Source organism: Roseibium sp. LAB1 (assembly GCF_054658235.1).
This window is the reverse complement of the sequence record NZ_BAAGIB010000002.1, coordinates 489,183-514,397: the sequence shown is the minus strand read 5'-3', so window position 1 is coordinate 514,397 and position 25,215 is coordinate 489,183. Positions and strand designations below refer to the sequence as shown.

Here is a 25,215-nt window from a genome sequence, read left to right as displayed (position 1 = left end):
AAGCGTGATGGCGAAACACGAACTTCCTATTCGCCACCGGAATGCCTACTTCTTGTTCAATGCAGAGCCTTACGCAGCCCGGATTTCCGGTTGTTTGGCTGGAATGGAAACCTTCCGGAGCGGTCTGCTCCAACGGCCCGGCAACGGTAACCGCTCTGCGACAGGACTTTGAAAAGACAACTGGCGGAGCCGCATGTTCGACTGGGCCTATAAGAAACGCTTGAAGGACGACCTGGAAGTATGGGTCGCGAAGGGCTGGGTTAGCTCCTCAGGGGCTACTGCCATTTTGAAGGAACAGGATCAGGACGACGGCCGTTCTCGTCTGCCCATGGCCCTTGCCGGAATTGGCATGGTCTGCGTGGCCCTGGCACTGCTGGCGTTCATTGCCGCAAACTGGGGTGCGATCCCGAAGTCCGTGAAGCTCGTCGGCATCGCCTTGCTGGTTGTGGCAAGCAACGGGCTGGCGGCTTTCGCTTCCACGAGGGGACGAAAGGGAATTGCCGATCTCGCGACAGGCTTTGCGACATTGGTTTTTCTCGGCGGCATGGCGCTGGTCGGACAGATCTTTCACCTGCCTGCCGACTGGCCCGGGGGCGCTTTCCTTGTCTGCCTGGGGGCGCTGGCCGCTGCCTGGCTGACCGGCTCGAAGACATCGCTGATCGTGGCAGCAGGCGCTGCCATCACCTGGCAGGTCATGCGGTCCGAATTCGGGTCGGCGCCACTTCTGGAAGATCTCATAGGGCTTCTTCTTCTGGTGGCTGTTTTCCTCCATCCGGTGGTTCACCCGGCGCGACTTTCGCGCTGGGCTGCAATTTCGCTGCTATGGGTGACGTATGGCCGCTGGTTCGGTGAAACGGCGGAGCTGATGAGTTCCAGCGACGACTTCATTACGGCAATGTTCCTGGCCGGGACCGGCGGGTTGGCGGCGGCGATGATGTTGCTCGATCCGGTTGCAGATCTCTTCGTGAAGTGGTCCAGCGACCGCCCCATGCGCAGTCATGGCCACTGGCTGATGGCAAGATCGCTTCAGGATGTCGGTATTCTTGTGCTGTCCGTGCTGGTGGTGCTGGCGCTGGTGTTTGTTCCCGAGGTTGCGGACGAACCCTCGCTGAACGGGCTTGCGACGCTTCCAGCCCTGGTGCCGCTGGCAGTTGCGATGGCTCTTTTGGTGACCGGTCTGCTGCTCTCATACAAGACAGCCAAATCGGGGGCGCTTTTCGGGGCGACCGGTCTGGCGCTGGCGGCCGCGCTGATGCCGGTCCTGACCGCAAATATTCTCGTGTTGGCGGCTTTCGTTCTGGCGGCGTTGATCGGCCTTTGTGCGCTTGGCACCTGGTACAACAACAGGTTCTGGATGCTTTGTGCCTATCTGGGGCTGACTGCGGTCGCACTCTGGCTGCTTCAGGTAACCATTGGATCCCTGCTTGGGCAGTCGCTGTTCTTCCTGGTCGCGGGTGTGCTGCTTCTGGGGATGGCTCTTTGGCTGGCGCGTGTTCTGAGGCGCGGTAACCGCTCGCCCTCTCAAGGGGAAATGACGGGGGAGGCCCAGTGATGACCACGGCAACCGAAACGTCTTCCGGTTATTCGATGTTCCGCTCCGCCTGGCTGCGCTGGGGGCTTCTGGCGCTGATCCAGCTTGGCCTCATATCAATCCCGTTGTTCGACCGGTTGGACGTTCAACACAGCGGAAATACGGTGTCTCTGGCCGTGGTCCCGGTGGACCCGAGAGATCTGCTGCGTGGGGATTATGTGGTGATCAATCTTGCAATCGGCACCATTTCCAAGACCGTGCCCGGGGCCGACCAACTCCAATCGGGAGATCGCGTCTTCGTCGGTCTGACCTCCGGGGGATCAGGGACCGCGGGATCAGGCGCCGCGGAGCCGGTGTTGATCGCACGGGAGCGATCAGAAGCCGGCGACCTCGCCATTGCGGGCACGATTCGTACCGTGCTCGATGACGAGATAAGGGTGGATTACGGCATCGACGCCTTTTTCCTTCCCGAGGGAGAGGGACTCGAAATCGAGCGTATGGACCGATCGCGCATTCTGCTGGAAGTCTCGCTTGCCGAAGACGGCAGGTCCCTGCCAGTGAACCTTCTGGTGGACGGCAAGGCATTTCGATCCGACGCGATCTTTTGACGTTCGGCCATTCTGGCGGTATGAGCGCGTCAGCTTAAACCCGTCTGAAAGACCACCATGTCCGATCCCGCGCTCGATACCCTCGTATTGCCTCTTGAAAGCGGGGCCGTCGAGCTTGCCGAAAAGAGCCGTGTCCTGTTCCTGCGCGCCAGGGCGGGACGTCCGCTTGCTGCGCTGGCGAATGCCGATCTTGTTTGCGAACAGAGCTTTGCACCTGACCGGGATGCACTGCGAAAATCCGGGTTGAAGGTCCAGGCAGACACTGAAGAAAATGGCTTCGATGCTGTTTTTGTTCTACCGGGTCGTCAGCGTCAGGAAGCAAGGGCACAGCTTGCCCGCGCGGTTTCCAAGACACGGCCGGGCGGCATCGTCATGGCCTGCGCACCCAATACCGAGGGTGCCAAGACGCTGGAAAGCGATCTTCGGGAGCTTCTGGGCAGCGCCGAGAAAATGACCAAGAACAAGTGCCGGGTTGTCTGGAGTGAGCTTTCCGATGACCGCTTCAACACCGCACTTCTTGCTGAATGGCTGACGCTCGATGCACCACGGCCCGTGCTTGACGGCGCATTCGTCAGCCGTCCGGGCATCTTCGCCTGGGACAGGATCGACCCGGCCTCCAGACTTCTGGCGGACCTTGTGCCGGCAACGCTGAAGGGCAGGGGGGCTGATCTTGGAGCGGGCTTTGGGTATCTGACCCGTGCCGTCTTCGAGAAAGCTCCCAAGGTCACGTCGATGGATCTTTATGAAGCCGAAAAGCGTGCGCTGGACCTGGCCGAACAGAACCTGGCAGCCTTCAAGGGGCTCAGAACAATGCAAGGCATCTGGTCGGACGTGACCCAAGGCATCGAAGGGCCTTACGACTTCATCGTTTCCAATCCACCGTTCCATCAGGCCGGCAAGGCTGATCGCGCCGATGTCGGTCAGGGCTTCATCCGTGCCGCTGCCAGGGGGCTTCGGCCAGGAGGCGAATTCTTCATGGTGGCCAACCGGCACCTTCCCTACGAGCATACGCTTGGCGAGGTCTTCGCCGACGTGAAACAGCTCGCCGACGAAGGTGGCTACAAGGTGATCCGGGCCATCAAGGGCAAGGGAGGACGTTAACATGCGTCTTGTGAAACTCCTCGCCAATCTCGGCTATGGCAGCCGGAAGGAAATGCAGCTCGCGATCCGCAATGGTTGGGTCACCGACCGGGAGGGCAATCGGTTGAAGGCCGACGCGAAAACTGCTCACGAAGACATTCTCTTCGATGATGAGCCGCTCGATCCCGCGCACGGGGTTGTCATTCTGATGAACAAGCCGCTTGGCTATACGTGTTCCATCAAGGATCAGGGGCGGCTGGTCTACGACCTGCTGCCGGACCGGTTCCGCATGCGCAAGCCTGTGCTGTCCACCATCGGCCGTCTGGACAAGGAAACGTCCGGGGCGTTGCTGTTTACCGATGACGGCACGTTCCTGCACCGTGTCATTTCGCCGAAATCCGAAGTTCCCAAGATCTACGAAGTGACGCTCGACCGTCCGATGAAGGGCGACGAAGCGGCGCTGTTTGCCTCTGGTGACATGATGCTGGAAAGCGAAGACAAGCCGCTGAAGCCGGCGGAACTTGACGTGACAGACGAGACCCATGCCCGCCTTACCCTGCATGAAGGTCGGTATCACCAGGTCCGCCGCATGTTCGCCGCAACGGGCAATCACGTGACCGACCTGACAAGAAGTCATATCGGAGGTCTGGGCCTGGAAGGGCTCGAAGAGGGGCAGTGGAAAGTGCTTTCCGAAGAGGAAAAGACGCGCATCTTCGAAAGCGAGTGAGGCGCCGCCGTTAGGAAACTTCTTTTTTTACCTGCCTCGAAAATTTCTGAGGCCGAACCTCTGTTTTGTAAACATATTTGTATTCAAGGATTTAGCGGAACTGTCTTTGCGGCTTTGACCGGACTCAATCGCTGAGTCTTGTCTAAATCTCGAAAAAAGATTTTTCAGCTGCATCCAAAATTCGATCTGCCGTGTTTCCGGGATGTGAGGCCAGTCCGATGCCTCCTGCTTATGAAGACGGAGATCTGAAATGCCCCTTTTCGCACGTACACTTCTGACAGCATCTACCCTTGTTCTTGCCGCCGGCGCCGCGCATGCGACCCCTGCGATCGGCCTCGCCGGCGAAAAGACGCTTGTGGTCATCGACAGCAATTCCGGCAAGGTCACGCAGACCATGGAAGTTTCCGGTGTCGAAAGCCTGCTCGGCATCGACCTGCGTCCGGCGACGGGGCAGCTGATTGGCGTCAGTACCGCACACGAAATCGTCGAGATCGATCCGAAGACCGGCGCGGCAACGGTGATTTCCAAGATGGACAAGATGTTGCCACTGAAGGACGGGCAGCCTGTCATCGTAGACTTCAATCCCAAGGCCGACAAGTTGCGGTTCATGACAGGCCTGACCAATCACCGCGTTGATATCGAAAGCGGCAAGGTGACCGTCGACGGCAGCCTGGCCTTCGAGGAAAAGGACATGCATGCGGGCGAGGCGCCGAACATCGTTGCTGCCGCCTACATCAATTCCTATGGCCAGCCGGAAACCACGGCCATGTATGACATCGACGCGACCATCAATGCGGTTATCCGCCAGACGTCGCCGAACGACGGCACTCTCGCAGCCGTTGGCAAGCTGGGGGTGGACGCAGCCGAGACCTATGCCTTCGATGTGGCAACCGATGCGGAAGGCAACAACAAGGCCTGGCTCGCAACGGGCACTTGGCTGCACACCGTTTCTCTGGAAACCGGCAAGGTTACCGGCAGCTGGGAACTGGGCGGCCTCGAGTGGCCGCTGCGCGACATCACCTTCATGACGGCGATGTAACACCCATCCGAAAACAAGCTAATGGAGCATCTTCAGCCCGCTGAATGAACAGAGATGCTCTAGGCTTTGTGGACCGTTCCCACCTGGTCCGCAAAGCCGATTGCCGGAGCAGCCTGGACCACCCACCCTGGGCTGCTCCGGTCCTTTTTCGGCATGATTGGTCCGGCAACGCTGCTGATGCGTAGCAGTCAGAAGCCCTGGTGAGTTTGAACAAGTGAGACCGACGTGCTGGATATGCCGGAGAGCGTAAGCGAAGTGGATCACGCGGCCCTTCTGGCCGCCTGTGCGCGCAAGGACCGTCAGGCCCTGCGCCAGATCCTTGAACTGGAAGGCCCTAAAATGCTCGGCATTGCCAGGCGCATGTTGCGTAGGCAGGACCTTGCCGAAGATGCCCTGCAGGATGCGCTGGTCCTGATCTGGCGCAAGGCACCCCAATTCGATCCCCGCAAGGGATCGGGCCGTGCCTGGATCTATGCGGTTCTGCGGAACCGGACGTTGAACATGCTGCGCGACGGGGCCCGCGAAGCGGCAACCGATGACGACAAGCTGGAGCGGCAGATCGACGGCAGCGACCTGAACGATGCCTGGGAAATGCTGGGGCACGACAGCGAGTTGCGGCGGTGTCTCGGGCGGCTGGAAACCGAAAAGCGCAGTGCGGTGCTGATGTCTTACATCTGGGGGTACACCCATGGTGAGATTGCCGGCCGTTTGTCCGCGCCCCTTGGAACGGTGAAGGCATGGGTGCGCCGTGGCCTGACCTCCCTTCGGGAGTGCATGTCATGAGAACAGCCCGTCGAGACCTTGCCGAACTTGCCGACGAATTTGTCATTGGCCTGTGTGATCCCGAGGAACAGCGCGAAGTGGAAGATCGCCTGATGAAGGAGCCGGAATTGGCCGTTCTCGTGGAACTTGCCCGTCAGCGATTTGCCGCCCTTGACGCAGCAACGCCCCGCGTAGCCGTGCCGGACAGCCTTTGGCATCGTGTTGAAAGGCGTCTAGACGCCCTGGAAGAGAGCCTTGTGCAGCCCCAGACAAACGACAGCGATGTTGGGGCACCGGTTGATCTCCAGTCCGAGAGACAGAGGAGGGGCAGACCGCTTCTATGGACAACGGCCGCAAGCCTGGCGGCCAGCCTCGTACTGGCCATCGCGCTTGCCTGGAACCTGATGACGACCGTCGAACCGCAAGTGATCGCCGTTCTCGTCAACGACGCCGGTCAGCCGGTCGCGATGATCGAGGGTGCTGAGAACAATGCCACCCAGGTTACCCTGCTTGGCGAGACGGACGTGCCTGCGGGCACGATCCTGCAGCTCTGGACCAAACCGGATCCGGATGGGCCGCCGGTTTCCGTCGGTATCTTCGACGAACCTAAGCAGACCCTTCTGCAGGCCGCCGGGTTGCCGGTGCCAAAACCTGATCAGCTTTACGAGATCACGTTTGAACAGCCCGGTGGTTCTCCAACCGGATTGCCCACTGGTCCGATCCTCGGCAAGGGCCATGCAAGAGAACCCAGGTGATCTTGGGCCCGGGAGGTGCCGGGTGAGGCCGCCCGCAATGGTATGGCCTTTTCCGAAGACAGCCCGGTCCTTGACATGACCTAACGAAAACACCCGGCAAACTGGGTTTGCCGGGTGTTTCCAGTTTGGCGGAATTTGCAAATTCAGGCTTTGGTAGCCTTTGCCGCAAGGGCGATCGCGATATAGCTCCATCCGTTGAGCATCACGGAAATGCCAGCCAGCAGCCCAAGCGCCCAGGCTGCGGAACTCGGCAGCTCCAGCCAGATCATGACGCCTGCCGCAAGTGATACCAGCCCGGCGATCAACACCCAGACCCAGCCCTCATGGGGCTTCAGCTTGAAGGCCAGCAGGATCTGGCTGATGCCCTGCGCCACGAAAATCGCAGCAATCACCAGCGTCAGTGCGATGGTTCCCGCCAGCGGGTTCACATAAATCACGATCCCGCCGATCACGGCGATGACGCCGGTGATCAGGTTCCAGAGGAAACTGGCGGTGCCGTGTGTCTTGAAGGAATTGTAGATCTGAACCAGGCCGCCGATGAAAAGCACGGCCGCGATCAGGATCGTCACGGCAACCGAGGTTGCCAGCGGAGCGGCGATCAGGATGATGCCCCCTATGACAAGCGCAATGCCAAGCGCCAGAAACCAGCCCCAGTTATCCTGGATCTTTTTTTTCAGATCCTCTACAGCCTGAACAGCATCTGTCATTTTGACCTCCTCACGCTCCGGTTGTCGATACAAACCGTAACCCCTTTGCAAATAAACGCAATATCCTGATGTAAAATTGCTGGAGCTTGGGCTCGTCAGACTGTGACTTGACAATTGATGTGTATATGCACACAAAGCCCCCATGGAAGAAGACGACTTTTCGCTCTGCGTTCTGGCCAACGCCCGCAAGGCTGCACGTGCAGTCAGCCGGCATTACGACAAGCTCGCCCGGCCAGTGGGCATGACGGCCGGACAGTTCTCTGTCCTCGTCTCGATCCGTAAATACGAAGGCGAAACAACCGCTGGGCTGGCGGAGCGGCTGTCCATGGAACGTACGACGCTGGTCCGTAATGTGGCTCTGCTGGAGCGCAAGGGCCTGGTGGCCTCGCAACCGGTCCGCGACGGCCGGGGCAAGCAATACCGGCTGACGCCGAAAGGCACGGAGCTTTTGAACAAGGCCGTCCCGTTATGGCGGCAGGCACAGGCAGACGTGAAGGGTCATCTGGGCAGCGAGGAATTTCTGCGCGCCATCAACACCTTAAAACGGCTCTCGGAGCTTTAGCCGAGCGGAATGAAACCGAATTTCGGGCGGACTGGCAAACCGCCTCGACACATCTTGACTGCCGGGGCGGGGGCGCTGGCAAACCAATGCGAGGTAAGACATGCGGCGTGTGGTCGTAACGGGACTGGGGATCGTTTCCCCGCTGGGAACCGGGGTAGATGCTTTCTGGAACCGGCTGAAGGCAGGTGACAACGGCATTCGCCAGATCACCCACTTCGATGCAGGCGAACTGGCCTGCCGGATCGCAGGCGAGGTCCCTTCGAAGGCGGAAGATGAACATGGCTTTGATGTCGATGCAGTGATGGATCCGCGCGAACAGCGCCGCTCCGACCGTTTCATCCATTTCGCCATGGGGGCGGTTCAAGAGGCACTTGCCCATGCCGGGTGGGAGCCGAAGTCCGACAAGGACAAGGAACGTACCGGAACGATCATTGCCACCGGTGTCGGCGGGTTTCCGGCCATGACGGCAGGCACGCGGCTGGTGGACGAAAAAGGCCCGCGCCGGGCATCGCCGTTTCTGGTGCCGTCTTTCCTGGCCAATCTTGCTGCCGGGCAGGTCTCTATCCGTCATGGCCTCAAGGGGCCGATCGGCGCACCGGTAACAGCCTGCGCCGCCAGCCTTCAGGCTCTTGGCGACGCTGCCCGCATCATCCGTTCGGGAGAAGCCGACGTGATGGTTGCCGGCGGGTCCGAAGCTTGTATCGACAAGGTTTCCTATGCCGGCTTCTGCGCGGCCAAGGCCATGTCTTCCAAGCGAAATGACGATCCGGCCCATGCGTCCCGGCCATTTGACCAGGACCGCGACGGTTTCATCATGGGGGAGGGCGCCGGTATCCTGATCCTTGAGGATCATGACCACGCCACGGCCCGCGGCGCCACGATCCTGGCGGAACTGGCCGGTTACGGTACCAGCGCCGACGCCTATCATGTGACCGCGTCTTCACCCGACGGCGAGGGGGGGCTTCGGGCGATGCGCCAGGCCTTGGCGACAGCCAATCTCTCGCCAGGTGAAATCGGCTACGTCAATGCACACTCCACGTCGACACCTGTCGGTGATGCCGCCGAAATCGCGGCGCTGACCAAGCTGTTTGAAAACCGGGGCAAGGACCTTGCGGTGTCGTCGTCGAAATCGATGTTCGGTCACCTGCTTGGGGCTGCCGGAGCCGTTGAGGCGATTGCCTGCGTCAAGGCGCTGATGAGCGGTCTGCTGCCGCCCTCCCGCAACCTGGAAACGGTCGATGAGGCCATGAGCCGTTTCGAAATGATCCCCGGCAAGGCCATTGCTCGCGACGTCAACCACATCCTTTCCAACGGCTTCGGCTTTGGTGGCGTGAACGCCAGTGCGGTGTTCTCGAAAGTGTAAAACTAAACGACCGTCAGACACTGCTCATTCTTTGAGCTTTGTAAATTGAAGAATCCCATATATGAGAAAAATCTCATTTATGGGATTTTTTGATGTCGAACCTCGATCAAGATCTCGCCCGGCGGCTGACCGAATTGCGCCGGGCCAGAAACTGGCCCCTGGAAGAACTGGCCGAACGCACCGGCATCAGCCGGGCAACTCTTTCGCGGATCGAGCGCGGCGATACCAGCCCGACCGCAAACGTGCTTGGAAAACTCGCTGCCGCATTCGGACTGTCAATGGCCGAACTCTTCGGAGCTGCTTCCGCGGCGGTCGAGCGCCTTGTCCCTAGGGACGCGCAGGCTGTCTGGACGGATCCGGAGACGGGTTATGTCCGCCGCACACTGACGCCTGCTGCCAGCGGCTACCGCGGGGCGATGATCGAAGGACGCATTCCTCCCGGTGCCACCGTTGCCTATGCCGCGCCACCGGTGCCGGATCTGGAGCATCAGCTCGTGCTCCTGGAGGGAACCTTGCGGCTGGTCATTGGTCCCGACGCTTATGATCTGGAACCTGGTGACGCGCTCCGGTTCCGTCTCAATGCCCCCAACAGCTACCATGCGTCCGGCAGCTCACCGGCCCGCTATTTCCTGACGGTGATCACGCCATGACCCTTTCCAAACCCGATACCGGCTCTGCTCAGGAGCCAGGCTTTGCGCCTGAAGCTCCTGTCCATCTTCTGTCCGCGGACGAGGTTCGCAAATCCTTGCCTGAAATGGGGCAACTGCTGAAAACATGTGTCGAAGAGGGCGCTGGGATTGGCTTTATTCTGCCGATGCCTCAGGAGAAGGCGGAAGCATTCTGGGCCGGTAAACTGCCGGCCATTGAGAGTGGCGAAGCCTTTCTTCTCGCTGCCCGTCAGGGCTCTGAGATAGCCGGTGTCGTGATGCTGGTGAAGGCCGGTGCGGACAACCAGCCTCATCGGGCGGATGTCGCCAAGCTTATGGTCCATCCGGACCACCGCCGAAAGGGACTTGCCAGAAAGCTGATGACAGCTATCGACGGGCTCGCGATGTCTGTGAACCGCTGGATGCTGGTGCTGGATACGGTTACAGGAGACAGGGCAGAAAAGCTTTACCCGACCTGCGGATACCAGAAGGCTGGCGTCATACCGGATTACGCCTACAACAGCCATGGCCATCTGGACGCGACGACCGTGTTCTACAAGGATTTGCGGTGAGGTAACGGCAGAACGTCACAGCCCGTCCTGCTCATCGGATCGTCATTCCTCGATGTCATCTCCGCATCGTTTCGCGGGAAATGACAGCAGGCAGGTTGCGCGGACAACAGGAGCACCGGCTGATGCCCGCTCTGCCATCCGTTCAGTCGCTGAACTCGACGGAATCCGGTTTGACGCCCAGCTCCTCAAGTACCTCCTGTACCGCATCCATCATCGGCGGCGGTCCACAGAGATAGAAACGGCGGTCCAGATCAGGCACAAGATCCTTGATCATATCGGCGTCGATCATGCCGTGGTGGCTGCCGGCCGTGTCCTCGTCAGACAAAACGTGGTCGACTTTCAGGCCGTCCATCGCTTCCAGTTCCTGCCGGTAGATGATGTCGTCCGACGTCTTGTTGGCAAAGATCAGCTGGTTGCCTGTCAGTTTGCCCTTCTTGTCAAGATCCCGGAAGATCGCAAGGAACGGCGTAATACCTGCACCGCCCGCAATGAACACGCCGGGTTCGTCATAGCGGAAGGTCTTGAACGGGGCCGCGATCAGAACCTGGTCGCCCTCATTCAGATTGTGAAGGCGTTCCGTCACACCGTCATGATCGGGATAACCCTTGATCGTGAACTCAAGCGTGCGCTCTTCCGGCAGCGAGGTCATCGTGAAGGGCCGGGTCTCGTCCCGCCAACCGTCTTCGTCGACCGCAAGCTCTGTGGCGTCGCCGACTTTGAAATCAAATCCGTCAGGCTCGACAAGACGGAAGCGTTTCACGTCGTGCGTGACCTGTTCAATCTTGAGAATGGTCGCCTTGTGCATGTGTGCGTCTCCTTCTTGTTCGAAGAGGAAACGCGGAAAGGGGGCGGAGAGTTCCCCCAGGTTCAAATGCCTCATCAGCCGCATTCCGGCTGGTGAGGAGAGCACAAGGCAAGCGGGCCATCGTGTGCACCGGTAATCCTGAAGCGGTGCTTTGTTTCCGCTTCAGGCCTCGGCGGGAACTTGAATCAATTTGTGAAGACGACTGGCTGGCCAGCTCCACTAGCTGGCCTCGTTCAGCATTTCCAGTTCCAGCCACTGTTCTTCCGCAGCATCCTTTTCATTTGTGAGATCAGTAATTTGCTGGGAAATCTTGGCAAATTTGTCAGGGTTCTTCACGTAAAGCTGCGGGTCGTTCATTTCCGCCTGAAGCGTTTCGAGACGCGCCTCAAGTTTCTCGATCGTATCCGGCAGTGTTTTCAGGAGATGCTGTTGGGTGAAGCTCAGTTTCGATTTCGCCTGAGGCTTTTGTACCGAAGTTTCTGATGCTGAAGGTTTTTCCTTCTTCACCGATGCCGCCTTGTCCGCTTTGCGGGCGGTCACGCCTTCCCCTCGCTGGGCGAGCATATCGGTATAGCCGCCGGCATACTCGCGCCACAGGCCATCGCCTTCCGAAACGATGACAGACGTTGCCACCCGGTCGAGGAAATCGCGGTCGTGCGAGACGATCAGAGCGGTGCCGGGATAGTCGGCCAGCAGTTCCTGCAGCAGGTCGAGCGTTTCCAGGTCGAGGTCGTTGGTCGGTTCGTCGAGCACCATCATGTTCGACTTGTTGGCCAGCGCCCGGGCAAGCATGGCGCGGGCGCGCTCGCCTCCCGACAACACGCCGACGGGCGTACGGGCCTGTTCCGGCGAGAACAGGAAGTCCTTAATGTAGGACATGACGTGCTTGGTCTCGTCGCCGATCACCACCATATCGCCGCGCCCGCCGGTCAGGACGGAGGACAGCGTGTCGTTGAGATTGAGGTTCTCGCGTTTCTGGTCGAGCGTGACCATTTCCAGATTTGTGCCAAGCCGCGTCGTGCCGGTGTCCGGAGCCAGTTCGCCGGTCAGCATTTTCAGGAGTGTCGTCTTGCCGGCGCCGTTCGGGCCGACAAAGCCGACCCGGTCACCGCGCTGGATGCGTGTAGAGAAGTCCTTGACGATGGTTCGTTCGCCATAGGTCTTGGAAATGCCCTTGGCTTCGATCACGAGTTTGCCCGACACTTCAGCATCCGCTGCCGCGAGCTTGGCTGTGCCCTGGGGGCCGCGGTGCTCGCGCTTCTGCTTACGCAGGTCCGCGAGCTCGCGCACCCGCCGCATGTTGCGCTTGCGCCGGGCGGTGACGCCATAGGTCATCCAATGTTCTTCGCGCTTGATCTTCTGCGCCAGCTTCTGCTGGTCAATCTCTTCCTGCTCGAACACCTCGTCGCGCCAGGCCTCGAAATGGGCAAAGCCCTTGTCGAGCCGGCGAGCGAGGCCACGGTCGATCCAGACGGTGGTACGCGACAGGTTCTCCAGAAAGCGGCGGTCGTGGGATATCAGCACAAGGGCGGACTTGAGGCTCTTGAGCTCCTCTTCCAGCCATTCGATGGCGGGAAGGTCCAGGTGGTTGGTTGGTTCGTCGAGCAGCAGGATATCCGGTTCGGGCGCGAGCGTCCGGGCAAGAGCCGCCCGGCGGGCTTCGCCACCTGAAAGGGACATCGGATCCTCCGCGCCGGTAAGGCCGAGCACTTCGAGAAGGTAGGCGCCGCGATAGGGATCGTCGCCCTCGGTCAGGCCTTCGTTGACATAGTCCAGCGTGGACGCATAGGCGGACAGGTCCGGATCCTGCGGCAGGTAGCGCACGGTGCGACCCGGCTGGAAGAACCGTTCGCCCTTGTCCATCTCCACCATGCCGGCAGCGATTTTCAGGAGAGTCGATTTGCCCGAGCCGTTGCGGCCGACCAGGCACATGCGCTCACCTTCGGAAACGGACAGCTCCGCTCCGGTCAGGAGCGGGGTGCCGCCAAAGGTCAGATGAACGTCGCGGAGAGTCAGCAGCGGTGGAGCCATGAGGGTCTTGTTTTCCCGGTCGGAATGTCGGATCGGCGCCCGGTTTACTGGCCGCGCGTGAACCGCGCAAGCGGCCCGGAAAGAACGCCCTGCATTTTTGATCCGGATTGGAGAGATTTTGGCTGCCGAATGCGGTATTCTCATAGGCGTGTGGACAGGGGCGACCAACAGGCGCAAGGCGTGCGCCGACAGGAGAGAGCATCATGTCTGACCTGAACCTGGCAAATCCCGACCTGAGCGGCATTGCCCGCTGGCGGTTCCGGATCTGTCTCACCGCTGCAGCGATCTGTCTCGCCGGAGCGCTCGCCAGTCTGTCCGGCACCACGCCCGCGCGCGCGGACGGCATTTATTTCAATGGCGTCGGTGTCGGCTTCGGTTTCGGCAATCGCGGGTATCGCGGCGGCGTCTTCTACGCACCCTATGGCCTTTACGGTCCGCCCTATCGTCCCTACGGGGCGCCTTACTATTATCACCCCTATGACATGAGGGCCTATCCCTACCGGTCGCGGGTCTACGTGAACCCGCCCCGCTACCGTGGACAACCGCAACGTGTCCCCTATACCAAGACCGGTCTGGCCCCGTTCACCCCCCAGTGGGCGGCCTATTGCGCGCGGAAATTCAAGTCTTTCAACCCAAATACGGGCACATATCTGGCCTATAGTGGAAAATATCGCTTTTGCCGCTAGCTTTGAAACAAAATTGCGCAAGGTGAGGTTGATTTATTTGACCGCTCAGTAAAACAACGGAAAAATATTCCGGTTGCGATCGAATATGAGCAAAAACATCGCCTTTTTGCGACTATAGTTGAAATGTGCCGTTGGGAGATGCTTGATTGCGCGCAAAGAGCGTGGAATCTTGTGACCCATCGTTCCATTTGCTTCAACTATAACCCAAGAGGGGAGAGCGATATGTTCAAGTCCATGCGTGTGACAGCGCTTGCGGCTGCCTTGATGGCTGCTACATCTATTACTGCGGTTGCAGAGGTGGTCTACCACCGCGGCAACACTGCCGACCCGGAAACCCTGGATCAGCACAAGACCTCTACAACCTATGAAGCGCATATCCTGCGCGATCTGTATGAGGGCCTGGTTGCCTATGGCGCCGACGGCCAGATCATTCCTGGCGTGGCTTCGGAATGGAAGGTTTCCGACGACGGCAAGACCTACACCTTCATGCTGCGCGACGATGCCAAGTGGTCCAATGGGGATCCGGTCGTTGCCGGCGATTTCGTCTTCTCGCTCCAGCGCATCATGAACCCGGAAACCGGCGCGAAATACGCCAACGTGCTGTATCCGATCATGAATGCGGAAAAGGTCAACAAGGGCGAAGCCAAGCCGGAAGACCTCGGCGTGAAGGCAATTGACGATCATACGCTCGAGATCACTCTGGAGTCCCCGACACCGTATTTCATTGATCTTCTGGGCCACCAGACCGGTCTTCCGGTCCACCCTGCGTCCGTCGAAAAATTCGGCTCCGATTTCGTGAAAGCCGAAAACATCGTCACCAACGGTGCCTTCACCCTGGCCGAATTCGTGCCGAACGCACATGTGAAGGCGGTCAAGAACCCGTATTTCCATGATGCCGATCAGGTGAAGATCGACACAATCTTCTTCTATCCGACCGAAGACCGTGGCGCGGCTCTGCGCCGGTTCCAGGCCGGTGAGCTGCACACCAACAACGATGCGCCGACCGAGCAGGTCGCCTTCATGCGTGAGAACCTGGGCGACCAGTTTCACGTCGCTCCGTATCTGGGCACCTACTACTACGCCCTGAACCACGAAGACGAAGTGTTGAAGAACGCGGACGTCCGCCAGGCCCTGTCCATGGCAATCGACCGCGAGTTCCTGGCCGATGAAATCTGGGGCTCCACGATGGTCGCCGGCTATTCCTTCGTGCCGCCGGGCATCGGCAACTACGGTGAGCCGGCCTATGCCGACTACAAGGACATGTCCCAGATCGACCGCGAAGAAAAAGCGATCGAGCTGCTGACCAACGCCGGTTACGGCCCGGACAATCCTGTTGAGCTGACGATCAACTACAACACGTCGGAAAACCACAAGAACACGGCAGTTGCGATTGCAGACATGTGGAAGCCGCTTGGCGTGAACGTGAAGCTGATCAACACCGACACCAAGACGCACTATGCCATGCTGCGTGACCGTCAGGACTTCGACGTCGCTCGCGCCGGCTGGATCGGCGACTACTCCGACCCGCAGAACTTCCTGTTCATGGTCGAGAGCGACAACGACGGCTTCAACTACGCCCGCTACAACAATCCTGAGTATGATGCACTCATGGACGAAGCGGCCGTCACGGTTGATCTGGAGAAGCGTGCGGACATCCTGAAGAAGGCGGAAGAGATCTTCATGCGGGATCTGCCGTTCATTCCGATGATGTACTACGGTTCCATGAACCTGGTATCCGACAAGGTGGCAGGATTTGAGGACAACCTCCTCAACATCCATCCATCCCGCTGGATGAGCATCTCCGAATAACCCGACAACATCGAGACCGGCAGGGATTCCCTGCCGGTTCTTGCAAGGCGGCATCAATCAACCAGGATTGACCGAAAGACCGCCGTTTAACAAACAGAGGCAAAGCCTATGCTCCGCTATGTCTTCGGACGATTGCTCGGCGCAATCCCGACGCTTTTTCTGATTGTCACGATTTCCTTTTTCCTCATCCGCATCGCGCCGGGTGGACCGTTCGATCTGGAACGTCCGCTGGAAGCCAAGGTGATGGAGAACCTGAACAAGATCTATCATCTCAACGAGCCCCTGTGGAACCAGTACCTTCTGTACCTGCAGAGCGTGGCCCGCCTTGACTTCGGTCCAAGTTTCTATTTCCGCGATTTCTCGATCAACGAACTCTTTGCGGAAAGTCTTCCGATTTCGATCCAGCTTGGTTTGTCCGCTCTCTGCCTGGCGCTGATCGTCGGCGGTGTTCTGGGGGTGGCAGCGGCGCTGCGCCAGAACAAGCCGGCCGATTATTCGATCATGGCCGCCGCGACGCTCGGCGTGACGATCCCGAACTTCGTCGTTGCACCAATCCTGACCTTGCTGCTGGGGGTCTGGCTCGGGTGGCTGCCTGTCGGCGGCTGGAATGGCGGAGCCTTCGTCAACCGGGTGCTACCGGTCGTGACCCTGGCCTTGCCGCAGATCGCCGTTGTGGCGCGTCTGACACGCGGTTCGATGATCGAGGCCCTCAGGTCCAACCATGTCCGAACGGCCCGGGCCTATGGCCTGACCTCCTACATGATCGTGGTGGTGCATGCCCTCAGAGGCGCGATCCTGCCGGTCGTTTCCTATCTCGGCCCGGCTGCGGCAGCGCTGCTGACAGGTTCGGTCGTGATCGAAACCATCTTCGGCATCCCGGGCATCGGCCGCTACTTCGTGCAGGGCGCTCTCAACCGTGACTACACCCTGGTGATGGGTACGGTTGTTGTCGTTGCCTGCTTTGTTATCCTGTTCAACCTCGTCGTGGATCTGCTCTATGCGCTGCTTGATCCGCGTGTGCGCTACGACTGAGGAGGAGACGACTGTGACCCTGACTGCAACATCAACCACCGGGGCGCCTGCAAAGGGGCGTTCCCTGTGGGACGACGCGCGCGACCGGTTGCTTGCCAACCGTGCTGCGGTTGCCTCCATCATCGTGCTGCTGACGATCGGACTGATCTCGATCTTCGGCCCGATCCTCTCGTCCCATCACTACGACACCGTTTATCGCGACTATGTGAAGGTGCCGGCCAGCCTGCAGGCTTACCCAAAGCCCGAGCATGTCGAACCCGGTTTCATGTCGTCCGCCAAACGGGCGCGTCTGAAGGTGGAAAGCTTCGAGCGCGAAGGCGACATGATTGTCGCGAAGGTAACCTCCAGCCGGGATATCGATCCGCGGTCCGTTCTCTATTTCGACCGCAGCGATCTGTTCAAGAACACAGAACTCACGGACATGTCCGCGGACAACAAGTCGGCAACGGTCAAGGCCGACATCAACTTCATCCATTTCTATTTCGGCACCGACGCCAATGGCCGTGACATGATGACCCGGACCTTCATTGCCGGTCGCGTGTCACTGACCATCGGCCTGTTGGCAACCATCGTGGCGATCTCCATCGGGGTTCTCTACGGGGCAACTTCGGGATATCTCGGAGGCCGTGTCGACCAGATGATGATGCGTGTCGTCGACATTCTCTATTCGCTGCCCTTCATCTTCTTCGTGATCATGCTGGTCGTGTTCTTCGGCCGGAACTTCATCCTGATGTTCATCGCCGTCGGCGCGGTGGAATGGCTCGACATGGCGCGTATCGTTCGCGGTCAGACCCTGACCATCAAGCGGCAGGAATACGTGCAGGCAGCGGAGGCTCTCGGCGTTGCCGACGGCGGCATCGTGCGCCGGCACATCATTCCCAACACGCTCGGTCCCGTCGTGGTCTACATGACCCTCCTTGTGCCGAAGGTCATTCTGCTGGAAAGCTTCCTGTCCTTCCTGGGTCTTGGCATCCAGGAGCCGATGACGAGCTGGGGCGTGCTGATTTCCGAAGGGGCCCGTAACCTGCAAGGGGCGCCCTGGATGCTCATTTTCCCGTCCATCTTCCTGACATCGACCTTGTTCGCCCTGAACTTCATCGGCGACGGCCTGCGCGATGCCCTGGATCCGAAGGACAGGTGAGGAGAAGACCATGACCAGCGAAACCAGGAAAACGGTCCTCTCCATCAAGGATCTTAAAGTCGATTTCGAAACCGCGACGGGTACCGTCAATGCGGTTCAGGGTGTCGATATTCACGTGCAGGCGGGCGAGACCGTCGCGATTGTGGGGGAAAGTGGCTCTGGCAAAAGCCAGACCATGATGGCAGCGATGGGTCTCTTGGCGTCCAACGGGCGTACGCGAGGCGAGGTGATCTACGAGGATCGCAACATTCTCGGTCTGCCCGTGAGCAAGCTCAACAAGATCCGCGGCGCCAAGATCACCATGATCTTCCAGGAACCGATGACCTCCCTCGACCCGCTCTACACCATCGGACGGCAGCTGGCCGAACCGATGGTCGTTCATGGCGGGTTGTCCTGGAAGGCGGCAAAGGCAAAGGCGCTTGATCTGTTGAAGCTCGTCAACATTCCCGAGCCGGAACGCAAGATCAATGCCTATCCCTACGAGATGTCGGGCGGTCAGCGGCAGCGCGTGATGATCGCCATGTCGCTCGCCAACGATCCCGATGTGCTGATTGCCGACGAGCCGACCACCGCACTGGACGTCACCACGCAGGCACAAATCCTGGACCTCTTGGCAGACCTGCAGAAGCGGCTCGGTATGGCGGTGATCTTCATCACCCATGATCTGGGCATCGTCCGTCGCATTGCGGATCGGGTCTATGTCATGAAGACCGGCGAAGTGGTGGAAAGTGGCGAGACCGGGCAGATCTTCACCCAGCCCGCGCATCCCTACACCAGGATGCTGCTGGATGCGGAGCCAACCGGGCACAAACTGCCGGTTCCCGACAGTTCTCCGGTTCTTCTGGAAGCGCAGAAGGTCGAGGTGGAATTCGAACTCGATTCCGGCTTCTTGAAACCCAAGCATGTGCTGCGCGCCGTCGACGATATCAGTTTCTCGCTGCGCAAGGGCCAGACACTGGGCATCGTCGGTGAAAGCGGCTCGGGCAAGTCGACCCTTGGCCGAGCGGTGCTGAACCTTCTGCCAGCCGGTGGCCGGGTGGTGTTCCACGGACAGCAGATCACCGGCAAGTCCCGTGCAGAAATGCGCGGGCTGCGCAAGGACATGCAGCTGATCTTCCAGGATCCGTTCGGTTCGCTGTCGCCGCGCATGACGGTTGGCCAGATCATTTCCGAAGGCCTCATGGTGCATGAGCCATCGCTCAACGGCCGGCAACGGGATGAGCGGGCGTGCAAGGCGCTTGAGGAAGTGTCAATGGATCCGGCGATGCGCAATCGGTATCCGCACGAATTTTCAGGCGGGCAGCGTCAGCGTATTGCAATCGCCCGCACGATGGTTCTGAAACCGGAACTGGTCGTGCTCGATGAGCCGACCTCGGCTCTCGACCGGACGATCCAGAAGCAGGTGGTGGAACTGCTGCGTGATTTGCAGAAGGCCCATGACCTGACCTACTTGTTCATCAGCCATGACCTTGCGGTCGTACGGGCGCTGTCCGACACCGTGATGGTGATGCAGCGGGGCAAGGTGGTGGAAGCCGGAACTGCCGATGCCATCTTCGAAGCGCCCAAATGCGACTATACGAAAGAGCTGATCGGCGCTGCGATGCTGACGCAGCAACAGATGATGGAAAGCGCCTGACCGGCGTTCTCCGGCAAATCATACCACCCGAAATCTGGATCTCTGGACGTTCGATCGAAACCGATTGAACGTCCAGAACCGTTTGGCCATCAAGCGCCAGGGCAGGGGGATTGCGGTCAGTCGATCGCAGGGCGCACTAGCGCAAGTGCACGCCGGCTGCCTTGACGGGTAGCGCGTCGAACTGGTCCTGAAGTTCCACGATATCCGTACCATAGAAATGAGGGGCCAGCAACACGGCGCTCGACAGGATATGAGATCGAAGTGCCGTCAGTGTTGCATTGATGTCATGGGCGCCCAGTGCCTCGATGATAGTCCGGTGCGGGGTCACATTCGACCTGGTCCACGACAATTCGGAGCGTGGTGTCGACAGCATGACCCTTTGCAGGATCATGAAGGTCCTGACCAGCATCGGCTCCAGAACGGGCATCTGGGAAATTCTGAAGAGTTTCAGGTGCAGATCGCGGTCAATCTCGGCGCAGCCGAACACGTCACGTCTGTCCCGGCACACTTCGAACTGGTCTTCAAGGTCGATGAGTTCGTCTATCTGTTCGCTCGTGACCAGCTTGATTGCCTCCACGACGCCGGTCGCTTCAATGTCGATGCGCAGTTTCAGCATCAGGCGGGCTTCCAACGGGCTCGGGTCGGTGACGAAAGTGCCCTGGTAGCCACGGCGGACAACGAGCCCGCATTCCTGCAGAAGCATCAGTGCTTCACGGATTGTGCTTTGCGAGCAGCCATAGTCCTGGGCTAGGGATTGTTCGGTAATAGGGCTATCGGAGGTCATTTCTCCGGTCAGGATCTGACGCTTGAGATCCGCATAGACCGCATCGGACTTGCGAGCGCGCTTGCCCCTGTTTTCTCCGTTCACCGGCGAACGTCTGTCCGCGGTAAGTAATACATTCACGTCGCTGCCCCCCACTGGCATCGCGTCTGAATGGCAACGCAAATAAAGACCGTAGCCGGCAAAATCCACCGACCACAATCTCGCGTTTTCCTCTCCATCCGGTCATTCGCCTGTGCGAAGAAACGGTCAATGGGACGTGCCAACCACGCGCAACCGCCTGAATACTGCAACCTGCCTGCATCTTGTGCCACCGGTGAGGGTGGATATTGAACGCGCAGTTCAGCTGTTATTCCGGTCCTGATATTTAGACGGGTGCCAAAAAATAACAATAAATGCATTGTTTCTCCGCCGACCCGCAAAAGCAATCGCTAACTCTTTACGCTTGGTAACAAGTTTGCGAGCCGGGCGAAGTGATATTGATCAAACGCGAGGAGGGAGGCTCAGGCGGCAGCTTTTTCCAGGGCCGAGATCCAGTTCTTCCAGGCAATCTTTTCCAGAACCGGCGTATTGAACCCGCGGGAATCGAGCTCTTCCATCAGTCGGGACAGACCGGTGACGTCGCCAATGTCGCGCGGCAGGACACAGCCGTCGAAATCAGAGCCTAGCGCCACGCTGTCTTCTCCGAGGCGATCGACCAGGTAGGCCGCATGGTCGGCGATGACCGACAGTGGCGTGTCGCGTGAATGACCGCCGTCCTTGCGAAGGAAGGCGACGTGGAAGTTGATGCCGACAAGACCACCGCTTTCCTTGATGGCGTCCAGCTGTTTGTCGGTCAGGTTGCGGCTGCTTTCACAGATCGCATGAACGTTGGAGTGACTGGCCACGATCGGCCGGTCTGTGATGCGGGCCAGATCCCAGAAACCCTTTTCGTTGAGGTGCGACACATCGAGCAGGATGCCGAGCTGGTTGCAGGCGCGCACGAGGTCACGCCCCGCACCGGTCAATCCCGGGCCGATGTCCGGTGAGGCCGGGTGCGCCATCGGCACACCGTATCCGAAGTCGTTCTCGCGGCTCCACACAAGGCCGAGAGAACGCAGGCCCCGCCCGTAAAGTTCTTCCAGTGCATAGAGGTTGGTGTCGATGGCTTCGGCACCCTCGATATGCAGACTGATGGCGATCTGGCCGGCTTCGACAGCCTTGCGGTTTTCATCGGGGGTTCGGCAGATGACGACGTTGTCCTCGGACCTGGCTGCAATCTCTTCTGCCCGCTCCAGCAGCCTGTAGGTGAAATCAAGCGCGCTCTTCTGCGGAACCGGCTGATAATTGGCGGGATCCTTGGGATTGAAGGGCCGGGTGAAATCCTGGTCCGGGTTGGATGGCACGAACATGGCAAAAAGTCCGCCGGCAAATCCGGCTTCCTGCGCACGCACCATGTCGACATGGCCGGTCGTTGACCTGTCGAAGAAGCTGCGCTCGGCGCCCTTCATGGCATCGATTTCGAGTTTCAGGAGCGTGTCGTTGTGACCGTCGAAAACGGGAAAGGGCGACTTTGAAACGTTTGTCTGCACGGAAGGACCTTGGGTGTGGGGTGGGCCGGAGAAGGTCGGCACACGATAATCTAAGGATTCATCTGAAGAATGTAAGGCAGTTCGGCGAATGTGACTTGCAACTGTTGAAAACCTGTCTCAAGAAGGAGCCAGAATTTGTGGAGGTCTCATGAAGCGTTCCAAATCGCCGCTCGATGTTGACGGCGCGCCAGCAAACGGCGCGATGAACAGACGCGGTTTTCTTGCCGCCGGTCTGTTGCTGACGGCGACCGGCCTTGCAGGATGTCAGTCCGCCGGACTGGTCGGTTTGCCGGATCAGGCTGACCTGCCGGACGAGCAGTTCGACTATGCAGCGGCCTATGCGGCTTGGCCCGATGGTGATTTCACCTGGCCGGCGATCAATTACAAGAATTTCGACCAGAAGTACTGGCGGCAGATCGTGGAGTACGAAACCCGCGAGCGGCCGGGAACGATCATTGTCGATCCCTATAACAACTTCCTTTACTGGACGCTCGGAAACGGCAAGGCACTGCGCTACGGCATCGGTGTCGGCAAGGCCGGATTTGCGTGGTCGGGTGAAGCGAAGATCCGCGTCAAGCGCCCTCATCCGATCTGGCGCCCTCCACGCGAAATGATCGCACGCAAACCGTCGCTGGAACGTTATTGGGAAAAGGGCTATCCGCCCGGACTGAAAAACCCGCTCGGTGCGCGCGCCATGGATCTGTGGCAAGGGTCCACCGATACGCTTTACCGCATCCACGGCACCAACCAGCCGAACTCCATCGGCAAGAGCGTGTCCTCTGGCTGTATCCGCATGTGGCAGCAGGACGTGATCGATCTGTTCACCCGCGTGCCGCTCCAGACGAAGGTGATCGTGCTCAAAAAGGATCCCAACGCAGACGCGTGATAGAGTGCGAACTCTGAAAACGAAAGGCGGTTCCTGTCGGGGCCGCCTTTTTTGTTGCCTGGGGTCAGACCGCCCCGGCCAGTGCCACGTCGTGGAAGACGGCAGTGAAATGACAGACTGCGGCTGCCAGCACGAATGCGTGCCAGATCGCATTCTGGAACGGCAGGCGCTTCCAGGCATAAAACGCTGTTCCGACCGTATAAAGGACTCCGCCGGCCAGGATCATGTAGAATCCGAACGCGGACGCCTTTTCGATCAGCGGGTTGACGGCAAAAACGACCACCCAGCCGAGCGCGAGGTAAATCGGCACGGTGAGGCGATCAAGTCCGGTCAGATGCGCCAGTTTGACGATGGCTCCGGTCAATGCCCCGGTCCAGACGACTGCCAGCAGTACGCCTCCTGTCCAGCCACCGATGATCATCGCCGACAGAGGCGTATAGGTGCCTGCGATCATGAGGAAGATGGCCGCATGGTCGAGCCTCCTCAAGATCCCGGCCTTGTGATCTCTCGCCAGCATGTTGTAGAGCGCCGAGCAGATCAGCATCGCCATCAGGCAGGCGGCATAGATCATGACCGTGACCTGCCGCGTCGGATCACCCGTATTCCAGAGCGTGGCTGCCAGAACGACAGTTGCCGTCAGGCCCAGACAGATGCCGATCACATGAACGGCGCCGTCGGCGATGAATTCGGCAAGGGTTTGCGGTCTGAGTGTTGGCATCAAGCTTTCCTCGGTGGTTTGGAGCGCGTTTGCGTCGTCCAACTCATCTCAGCTGAAGGTGCGGATAATTTGACAAAGCAAATTCGCAGCCAGCTCGAGCATGGCGCAAAAGTTTTATGAAAGCTTGATGCCAGTGGTCGGTATTTCCCGGACTTGCCCAAATTTCGCAGACTTGCTTTAAAATTGAGCACCTTTGGTATCAAATGCCACATTCCTGTTTGTCCACCTTTACGGGACGCTGCGACCATGAACCATCTCTTTGACGCCCTGACCGCCTACATACCCGACCGCTCCAAGGTTTTTCTCGAAACGATGGACGACGGTCGGGTGACATATGCGGACATGCTGGCGCGCTCGGCGCAATATGCCGGAGCCTTGCAGAAGCTGGGTGTCAAACCGGGGGACCGGGTCGCTGTCCAGGTGGAAAAATCGCCAGATGCCCTGATGCTCTATCTCGGCACGATCCGTGCCGGCGGGGTGTTTCTTCCGCTCAACACTGCCTATACACCTGCTGAGATCGGATATTTTGTCGGTGATGCGGAACCGGCGGTCTTTGTCTGCGATCCGGCGAGAGCAGACGTTCTGGCCGGAACCGCGCAAAAGGCCGGGGCAAGACTGCACACGCTCGATCAGAACGGGGAGGGCAGTCTCAGCCAGCTCGCGGACCAGATGCCTGAAAACTACGAGACCCGACCACGCGAAGACGATGATCTGGCAGCTATCCTCTATACGTCCGGTACGACCGGGCGCTCGAAGGGGGCGATGCTGTCGCACGGCAATCTGGCGTCAAACTCACAAACCATGGTGAAATACTGGCGGTTCACCGAAGACGACGTGCTGTTGCACGCCTTGCCGATATTCCACACCCACGGACTTTTCGTGGCCACCAACTGCCTGATGATGGCGGGCGGCTCCATGCTGTTTCTGCCGAAATTCGATCTGGATCAGGTTCTCGCGGCCTTGCCGAAGGCAACGTCCATGATGGGCGTTCCGACTTTCTACACGCGCCTGCTTGCGTCCGACCGGTTCACCAGCGAGGTAACGGCCCACATGCGCCTCTTCATCTCCGGATCGGCTCCCTTGTCGGCAGAAGTGCACAAGGAGTTCTCCGAACGAACCGGGCACGCGATCCTGGAACGCTACGGCATGACCGAAACCAACATGAACACGTCCAACCCTTATGACGGCGACCGCAGGCCCGGTACGGTCGGATTTCCTCTGCCAGGTGTCGGGCTGCGTGTCGTTGACGCCAGAACCGGGCGGGCGCTGCCTGACGGGGAGGTCGGTATCATTGAAATCAAGGGCCCCAACGTCTTTCAGGGCTATTGGAGAATGCCGGAAAAGACGGCACAGGAATTTCGGGCGGACGGCTATTTCATCACCGGCGATATGGGCCGTATTGACGAGCAGGGGTATGTTTCCATCGTCGGCAGGTCCAAGGATCTTATCATCAGTGGTGGCTTCAACGTTTATCCCGCTGAGGTCGAAGCCCTTTTGGACGAACTTCCCGGAGTGGCCGAAAGCGCGGTGATTGGTGTGCCGCACCCTGATTTTGGTGAAGCGGTTGTCGCAGTGCTGGCACCGAAGCCAGGTGCGGAACTGGCGCAGGAATCCGTTCAGGCCTCATTGAACGACCGTCTGGCAAAGTTCAAGCAACCCAAGAAAGTCCACATCCTTGACGCCTTGCCGCGCAACACGATGGGCAAGATCCAGAAGAACGTGTTGCGGGACCAGTACAGCGGTGATTTCGGCTGATACCAGCGCCA

General features: G+C 59.3%; 24 protein-coding genes. 18 read left to right on the top strand and 6 right to left on the bottom strand.

Annotated elements, in window-relative coordinates; genetic code table 11:
• Nucleotides 1-193: 193 nt before the first annotated feature.
• The 7 genes from ACYQ54_RS12330 (at nt 194) to ACYQ54_RS12300 (ending at nt 6,502) form a co-directional block, all read left to right on the top strand.
• Nucleotides 194-1,552 (top strand): DUF2157 domain-containing protein, encoded by a 1,359-nt coding sequence (locus tag ACYQ54_RS12330; protein ID WP_460082630.1) that lies wholly within the window; start codon nt 194-196, stop codon nt 1,550-1,552.
• Nucleotides 1,552-2,139, top strand: coding sequence for a GDYXXLXY domain-containing protein (locus ACYQ54_RS12325; RefSeq protein ID WP_460082629.1), 588 nt, complete (start codon nt 1,552-1,554; stop codon nt 2,137-2,139). The genes ACYQ54_RS12330 and ACYQ54_RS12325 overlap by 1 nt, the downstream gene beginning before the upstream one ends.
• Nucleotides 2,140-2,196: 57 nt before the next feature.
• Nucleotides 2,197-3,240, top strand: a complete 1,044-nt coding sequence (locus ACYQ54_RS12320) for a class I SAM-dependent methyltransferase (protein ID WP_460082626.1) — start codon at nt 2,197-2,199, stop codon at nt 3,238-3,240.
• 1 nt (nt 3,241) lies between these two features.
• The gene (locus ACYQ54_RS12315; protein WP_460082623.1) at nt 3,242-3,946 is read left to right on the top strand and encodes a pseudouridine synthase; all 705 of its coding nucleotides are present in this window, start codon (nt 3,242-3,244) and stop codon (nt 3,944-3,946) included.
• A gap of 250 nt (nt 3,947-4,196) precedes the next feature.
• Nucleotides 4,197-4,985 (top strand): DUF4394 domain-containing protein, encoded by a 789-nt coding sequence (locus ACYQ54_RS12310; protein WP_460082620.1) that lies wholly within the window; start codon nt 4,197-4,199, stop codon nt 4,983-4,985.
• Between the two features lie 234 nt (nt 4,986-5,219).
• Entirely contained in the window at nt 5,220-5,768 is a 549-nt protein-coding gene (locus ACYQ54_RS12305) for a sigma-70 family RNA polymerase sigma factor (protein ID WP_460084781.1), read from the top strand.
• On the top strand, nt 5,765-6,502 hold the full coding sequence (locus ACYQ54_RS12300; protein WP_460082617.1) for an anti-sigma factor: 738 nt from the start codon (nt 5,765-5,767) through the stop codon (nt 6,500-6,502). Before ACYQ54_RS12305 ends, ACYQ54_RS12300 begins: the two co-directional genes overlap by 4 nt.
• 143 nt (nt 6,503-6,645) lie before the next feature.
• On the opposite strand, the gene ACYQ54_RS12295 is transcribed toward ACYQ54_RS12300, so the two are convergent.
• A complete protein-coding gene (locus ACYQ54_RS12295; RefSeq protein WP_460082615.1) occupies nt 6,646-7,209 on the bottom strand; it encodes an HdeD family acid-resistance protein in 564 nt (187 codons plus the stop codon).
• A 142-nt stretch (nt 7,210-7,351) separates the two neighbouring features.
• On the opposite strand from ACYQ54_RS12295, the gene ACYQ54_RS12290 reads away from it, so the two are divergent.
• The 4 genes from ACYQ54_RS12290 to ACYQ54_RS12275 all read left to right on the top strand — a co-directional run bounded on the left by ACYQ54_RS12290 (nt 7,352) and on the right by ACYQ54_RS12275 (nt 10,353).
• Nucleotides 7,352-7,771 carry a MarR family winged helix-turn-helix transcriptional regulator gene (locus ACYQ54_RS12290; protein ID WP_460082613.1) on the top strand — a complete coding sequence of 140 codons (420 nt, stop codon included), beginning with the start codon at nt 7,352-7,354 and terminating at the stop codon, nt 7,769-7,771.
• Between the two features lie 100 nt (nt 7,772-7,871).
• On the top strand, nt 7,872-9,134 hold the full coding sequence (gene fabF / locus ACYQ54_RS12285; RefSeq protein ID WP_460082612.1) for a beta-ketoacyl-ACP synthase II: 1,263 nt from the start codon (nt 7,872-7,874) through the stop codon (nt 9,132-9,134).
• A 92-nt stretch (nt 9,135-9,226) separates the two neighbouring features.
• Nucleotides 9,227-9,784: a helix-turn-helix domain-containing protein gene (locus ACYQ54_RS12280; protein ID WP_460082610.1), complete on the top strand. Its 558-nt coding sequence runs from the start codon at nt 9,227-9,229 to the stop codon at nt 9,782-9,784.
• On the top strand, nt 9,781-10,353 hold the full coding sequence (locus tag ACYQ54_RS12275) for an N-acetyltransferase family protein (protein ID WP_460082607.1): 573 nt from the start codon (nt 9,781-9,783) through the stop codon (nt 10,351-10,353). The genes ACYQ54_RS12280 and ACYQ54_RS12275 overlap by 4 nt, the downstream gene beginning before the upstream one ends.
• Nucleotides 10,354-10,495: 142 nt before the next feature.
• Here ACYQ54_RS12275 and ACYQ54_RS12270 read toward each other — a convergent pair whose 3' ends face one another.
• Nucleotides 10,496-11,158 (bottom strand): FAD-binding oxidoreductase, encoded by a 663-nt coding sequence (locus tag ACYQ54_RS12270; RefSeq protein WP_460082605.1) that lies wholly within the window; start codon nt 11,156-11,158, stop codon nt 10,496-10,498.
• A 219-nt stretch (nt 11,159-11,377) separates the two neighbouring features.
• Entirely contained in the window at nt 11,378-13,189 is a 1,812-nt protein-coding gene (locus ACYQ54_RS12265; RefSeq protein ID WP_460082603.1) for an ATP-binding cassette domain-containing protein, read from the bottom strand.
• Nucleotides 13,190-13,392: 203 nt separating this feature from the next.
• Here ACYQ54_RS12265 and ACYQ54_RS12260 point away from each other — a divergent pair, with 203 nt between their 5' ends.
• The 5 genes from ACYQ54_RS12260 to ACYQ54_RS12240 all read left to right on the top strand — a co-directional run bounded on the left by ACYQ54_RS12260 (nt 13,393) and on the right by ACYQ54_RS12240 (nt 19,493).
• Nucleotides 13,393-13,875 carry a BA14K family protein gene (locus ACYQ54_RS12260; protein WP_460082602.1) on the top strand — a complete coding sequence of 161 codons (483 nt, stop codon included), beginning with the start codon at nt 13,393-13,395 and terminating at the stop codon, nt 13,873-13,875.
• 222 nt (nt 13,876-14,097) lie between these two features.
• Nucleotides 14,098-15,684, top strand: coding sequence for a peptide ABC transporter substrate-binding protein (locus ACYQ54_RS12255; RefSeq protein WP_460082599.1), 1,587 nt, complete (start codon nt 14,098-14,100; stop codon nt 15,682-15,684).
• 108 nt (nt 15,685-15,792) lie between these two features.
• Nucleotides 15,793-16,716, top strand: coding sequence for an oligopeptide ABC transporter permease OppB (gene oppB, locus ACYQ54_RS12250; protein WP_460082597.1), 924 nt, complete (start codon nt 15,793-15,795; stop codon nt 16,714-16,716).
• Nucleotides 16,682-17,857, top strand: a complete 1,176-nt coding sequence (locus ACYQ54_RS12245) for an ABC transporter permease subunit (RefSeq protein WP_460082595.1) — start codon at nt 16,682-16,684, stop codon at nt 17,855-17,857. Before oppB ends, ACYQ54_RS12245 begins: the two co-directional genes overlap by 35 nt.
• 10 nt (nt 17,858-17,867) lie before the next feature.
• A complete protein-coding gene (locus ACYQ54_RS12240; RefSeq protein WP_460082593.1) occupies nt 17,868-19,493 on the top strand; it encodes an ABC transporter ATP-binding protein in 1,626 nt (541 codons plus the stop codon).
• Nucleotides 19,494-19,629: 136 nt separating this feature from the next.
• Here the strand turns inward: ACYQ54_RS12240 and ACYQ54_RS12235 are convergent, their stop codons facing one another.
• Nucleotides 19,630-20,397: a GntR family transcriptional regulator gene (locus tag ACYQ54_RS12235; RefSeq protein ID WP_460082591.1), complete on the bottom strand. Its 768-nt coding sequence runs from the start codon at nt 20,395-20,397 to the stop codon at nt 19,630-19,632.
• A 380-nt stretch (nt 20,398-20,777) separates the two neighbouring features.
• Nucleotides 20,778-21,845 carry a dipeptidase gene (locus tag ACYQ54_RS12230; protein WP_460082589.1) on the bottom strand — a complete coding sequence of 356 codons (1,068 nt, stop codon included), beginning with the start codon at nt 21,843-21,845 and terminating at the stop codon, nt 20,778-20,780.
• Between the two features lie 148 nt (nt 21,846-21,993).
• Between ACYQ54_RS12230 and ACYQ54_RS12225 the strand changes: the two genes are divergently transcribed.
• Nucleotides 21,994-22,731, top strand: a complete 738-nt coding sequence (locus ACYQ54_RS12225; protein WP_460082587.1) for a L,D-transpeptidase — start codon at nt 21,994-21,996, stop codon at nt 22,729-22,731.
• Nucleotides 22,732-22,795: 64 nt separating this feature from the next.
• Here ACYQ54_RS12225 and trhA read toward each other — a convergent pair whose 3' ends face one another.
• Complete coding sequence (gene trhA / locus ACYQ54_RS12220) at nt 22,796-23,449, bottom strand: PAQR family membrane homeostasis protein TrhA (RefSeq protein WP_460082585.1); 654 nt, start codon at nt 23,447-23,449, stop codon at nt 22,796-22,798.
• Between the two features lie 246 nt (nt 23,450-23,695).
• Between trhA and ACYQ54_RS12215 the strand changes: the two genes are divergently transcribed.
• Entirely contained in the window at nt 23,696-25,204 is a 1,509-nt protein-coding gene (locus tag ACYQ54_RS12215) for a malonate--CoA ligase (protein ID WP_460082582.1), read from the top strand.
• The last annotated feature ends 11 nt before the right edge of the window (nt 25,205-25,215 follow it).

Coding starts and splice junctions, on each gene's coding strand:
- ACYQ54_RS12330 (WP_460082630.1), top strand. CDS start 194: ATGTTCGACTGGGCCTATAAGAAACGCTTGAAGGACGACCTGGAAGTA.
- ACYQ54_RS12325 (WP_460082629.1), top strand. CDS start 1,552: ATGACCACGGCAACCGAAACGTCTTCCGGTTATTCGATGTTCCGCTCC.
- ACYQ54_RS12320 (WP_460082626.1), top strand. CDS start 2,197: ATGTCCGATCCCGCGCTCGATACCCTCGTATTGCCTCTTGAAAGCGGG.
- ACYQ54_RS12315 (WP_460082623.1), top strand. CDS start 3,242: ATGCGTCTTGTGAAACTCCTCGCCAATCTCGGCTATGGCAGCCGGAAG.
- ACYQ54_RS12310 (WP_460082620.1), top strand. CDS start 4,197: ATGCCCCTTTTCGCACGTACACTTCTGACAGCATCTACCCTTGTTCTT.
- ACYQ54_RS12305 (WP_460084781.1), top strand. CDS start 5,220: ATGCCGGAGAGCGTAAGCGAAGTGGATCACGCGGCCCTTCTGGCCGCC.
- ACYQ54_RS12300 (WP_460082617.1), top strand. CDS start 5,765: ATGAGAACAGCCCGTCGAGACCTTGCCGAACTTGCCGACGAATTTGTC.
- ACYQ54_RS12295 (WP_460082615.1), bottom strand. CDS start 7,209: ATGACAGATGCTGTTCAGGCTGTAGAGGATCTGAAAAAAAAGATCCAG.
- ACYQ54_RS12290 (WP_460082613.1), top strand. CDS start 7,352: ATGGAAGAAGACGACTTTTCGCTCTGCGTTCTGGCCAACGCCCGCAAG.
- fabF (WP_460082612.1), top strand. CDS start 7,872: ATGCGGCGTGTGGTCGTAACGGGACTGGGGATCGTTTCCCCGCTGGGA.
- ACYQ54_RS12280 (WP_460082610.1), top strand. CDS start 9,227: ATGTCGAACCTCGATCAAGATCTCGCCCGGCGGCTGACCGAATTGCGC.
- ACYQ54_RS12275 (WP_460082607.1), top strand. CDS start 9,781: ATGACCCTTTCCAAACCCGATACCGGCTCTGCTCAGGAGCCAGGCTTT.
- ACYQ54_RS12270 (WP_460082605.1), bottom strand. CDS start 11,158: ATGCACAAGGCGACCATTCTCAAGATTGAACAGGTCACGCACGACGTG.
- ACYQ54_RS12265 (WP_460082603.1), bottom strand. CDS start 13,189: ATGGCTCCACCGCTGCTGACTCTCCGCGACGTTCATCTGACCTTTGGC.
- ACYQ54_RS12260 (WP_460082602.1), top strand. CDS start 13,393: ATGTCTGACCTGAACCTGGCAAATCCCGACCTGAGCGGCATTGCCCGC.
- ACYQ54_RS12255 (WP_460082599.1), top strand. CDS start 14,098: ATGTTCAAGTCCATGCGTGTGACAGCGCTTGCGGCTGCCTTGATGGCT.
- oppB (WP_460082597.1), top strand. CDS start 15,793: ATGCTCCGCTATGTCTTCGGACGATTGCTCGGCGCAATCCCGACGCTT.
- ACYQ54_RS12245 (WP_460082595.1), top strand. CDS start 16,682: ATGCGCTGCTTGATCCGCGTGTGCGCTACGACTGAGGAGGAGACGACT.
- ACYQ54_RS12240 (WP_460082593.1), top strand. CDS start 17,868: ATGACCAGCGAAACCAGGAAAACGGTCCTCTCCATCAAGGATCTTAAA.
- ACYQ54_RS12225 (WP_460082587.1), top strand. CDS start 21,994: ATGAAGCGTTCCAAATCGCCGCTCGATGTTGACGGCGCGCCAGCAAAC.
- trhA (WP_460082585.1), bottom strand. CDS start 23,449: ATGCCAACACTCAGACCGCAAACCCTTGCCGAATTCATCGCCGACGGC.
- ACYQ54_RS12215 (WP_460082582.1), top strand. CDS start 23,696: ATGAACCATCTCTTTGACGCCCTGACCGCCTACATACCCGACCGCTCC.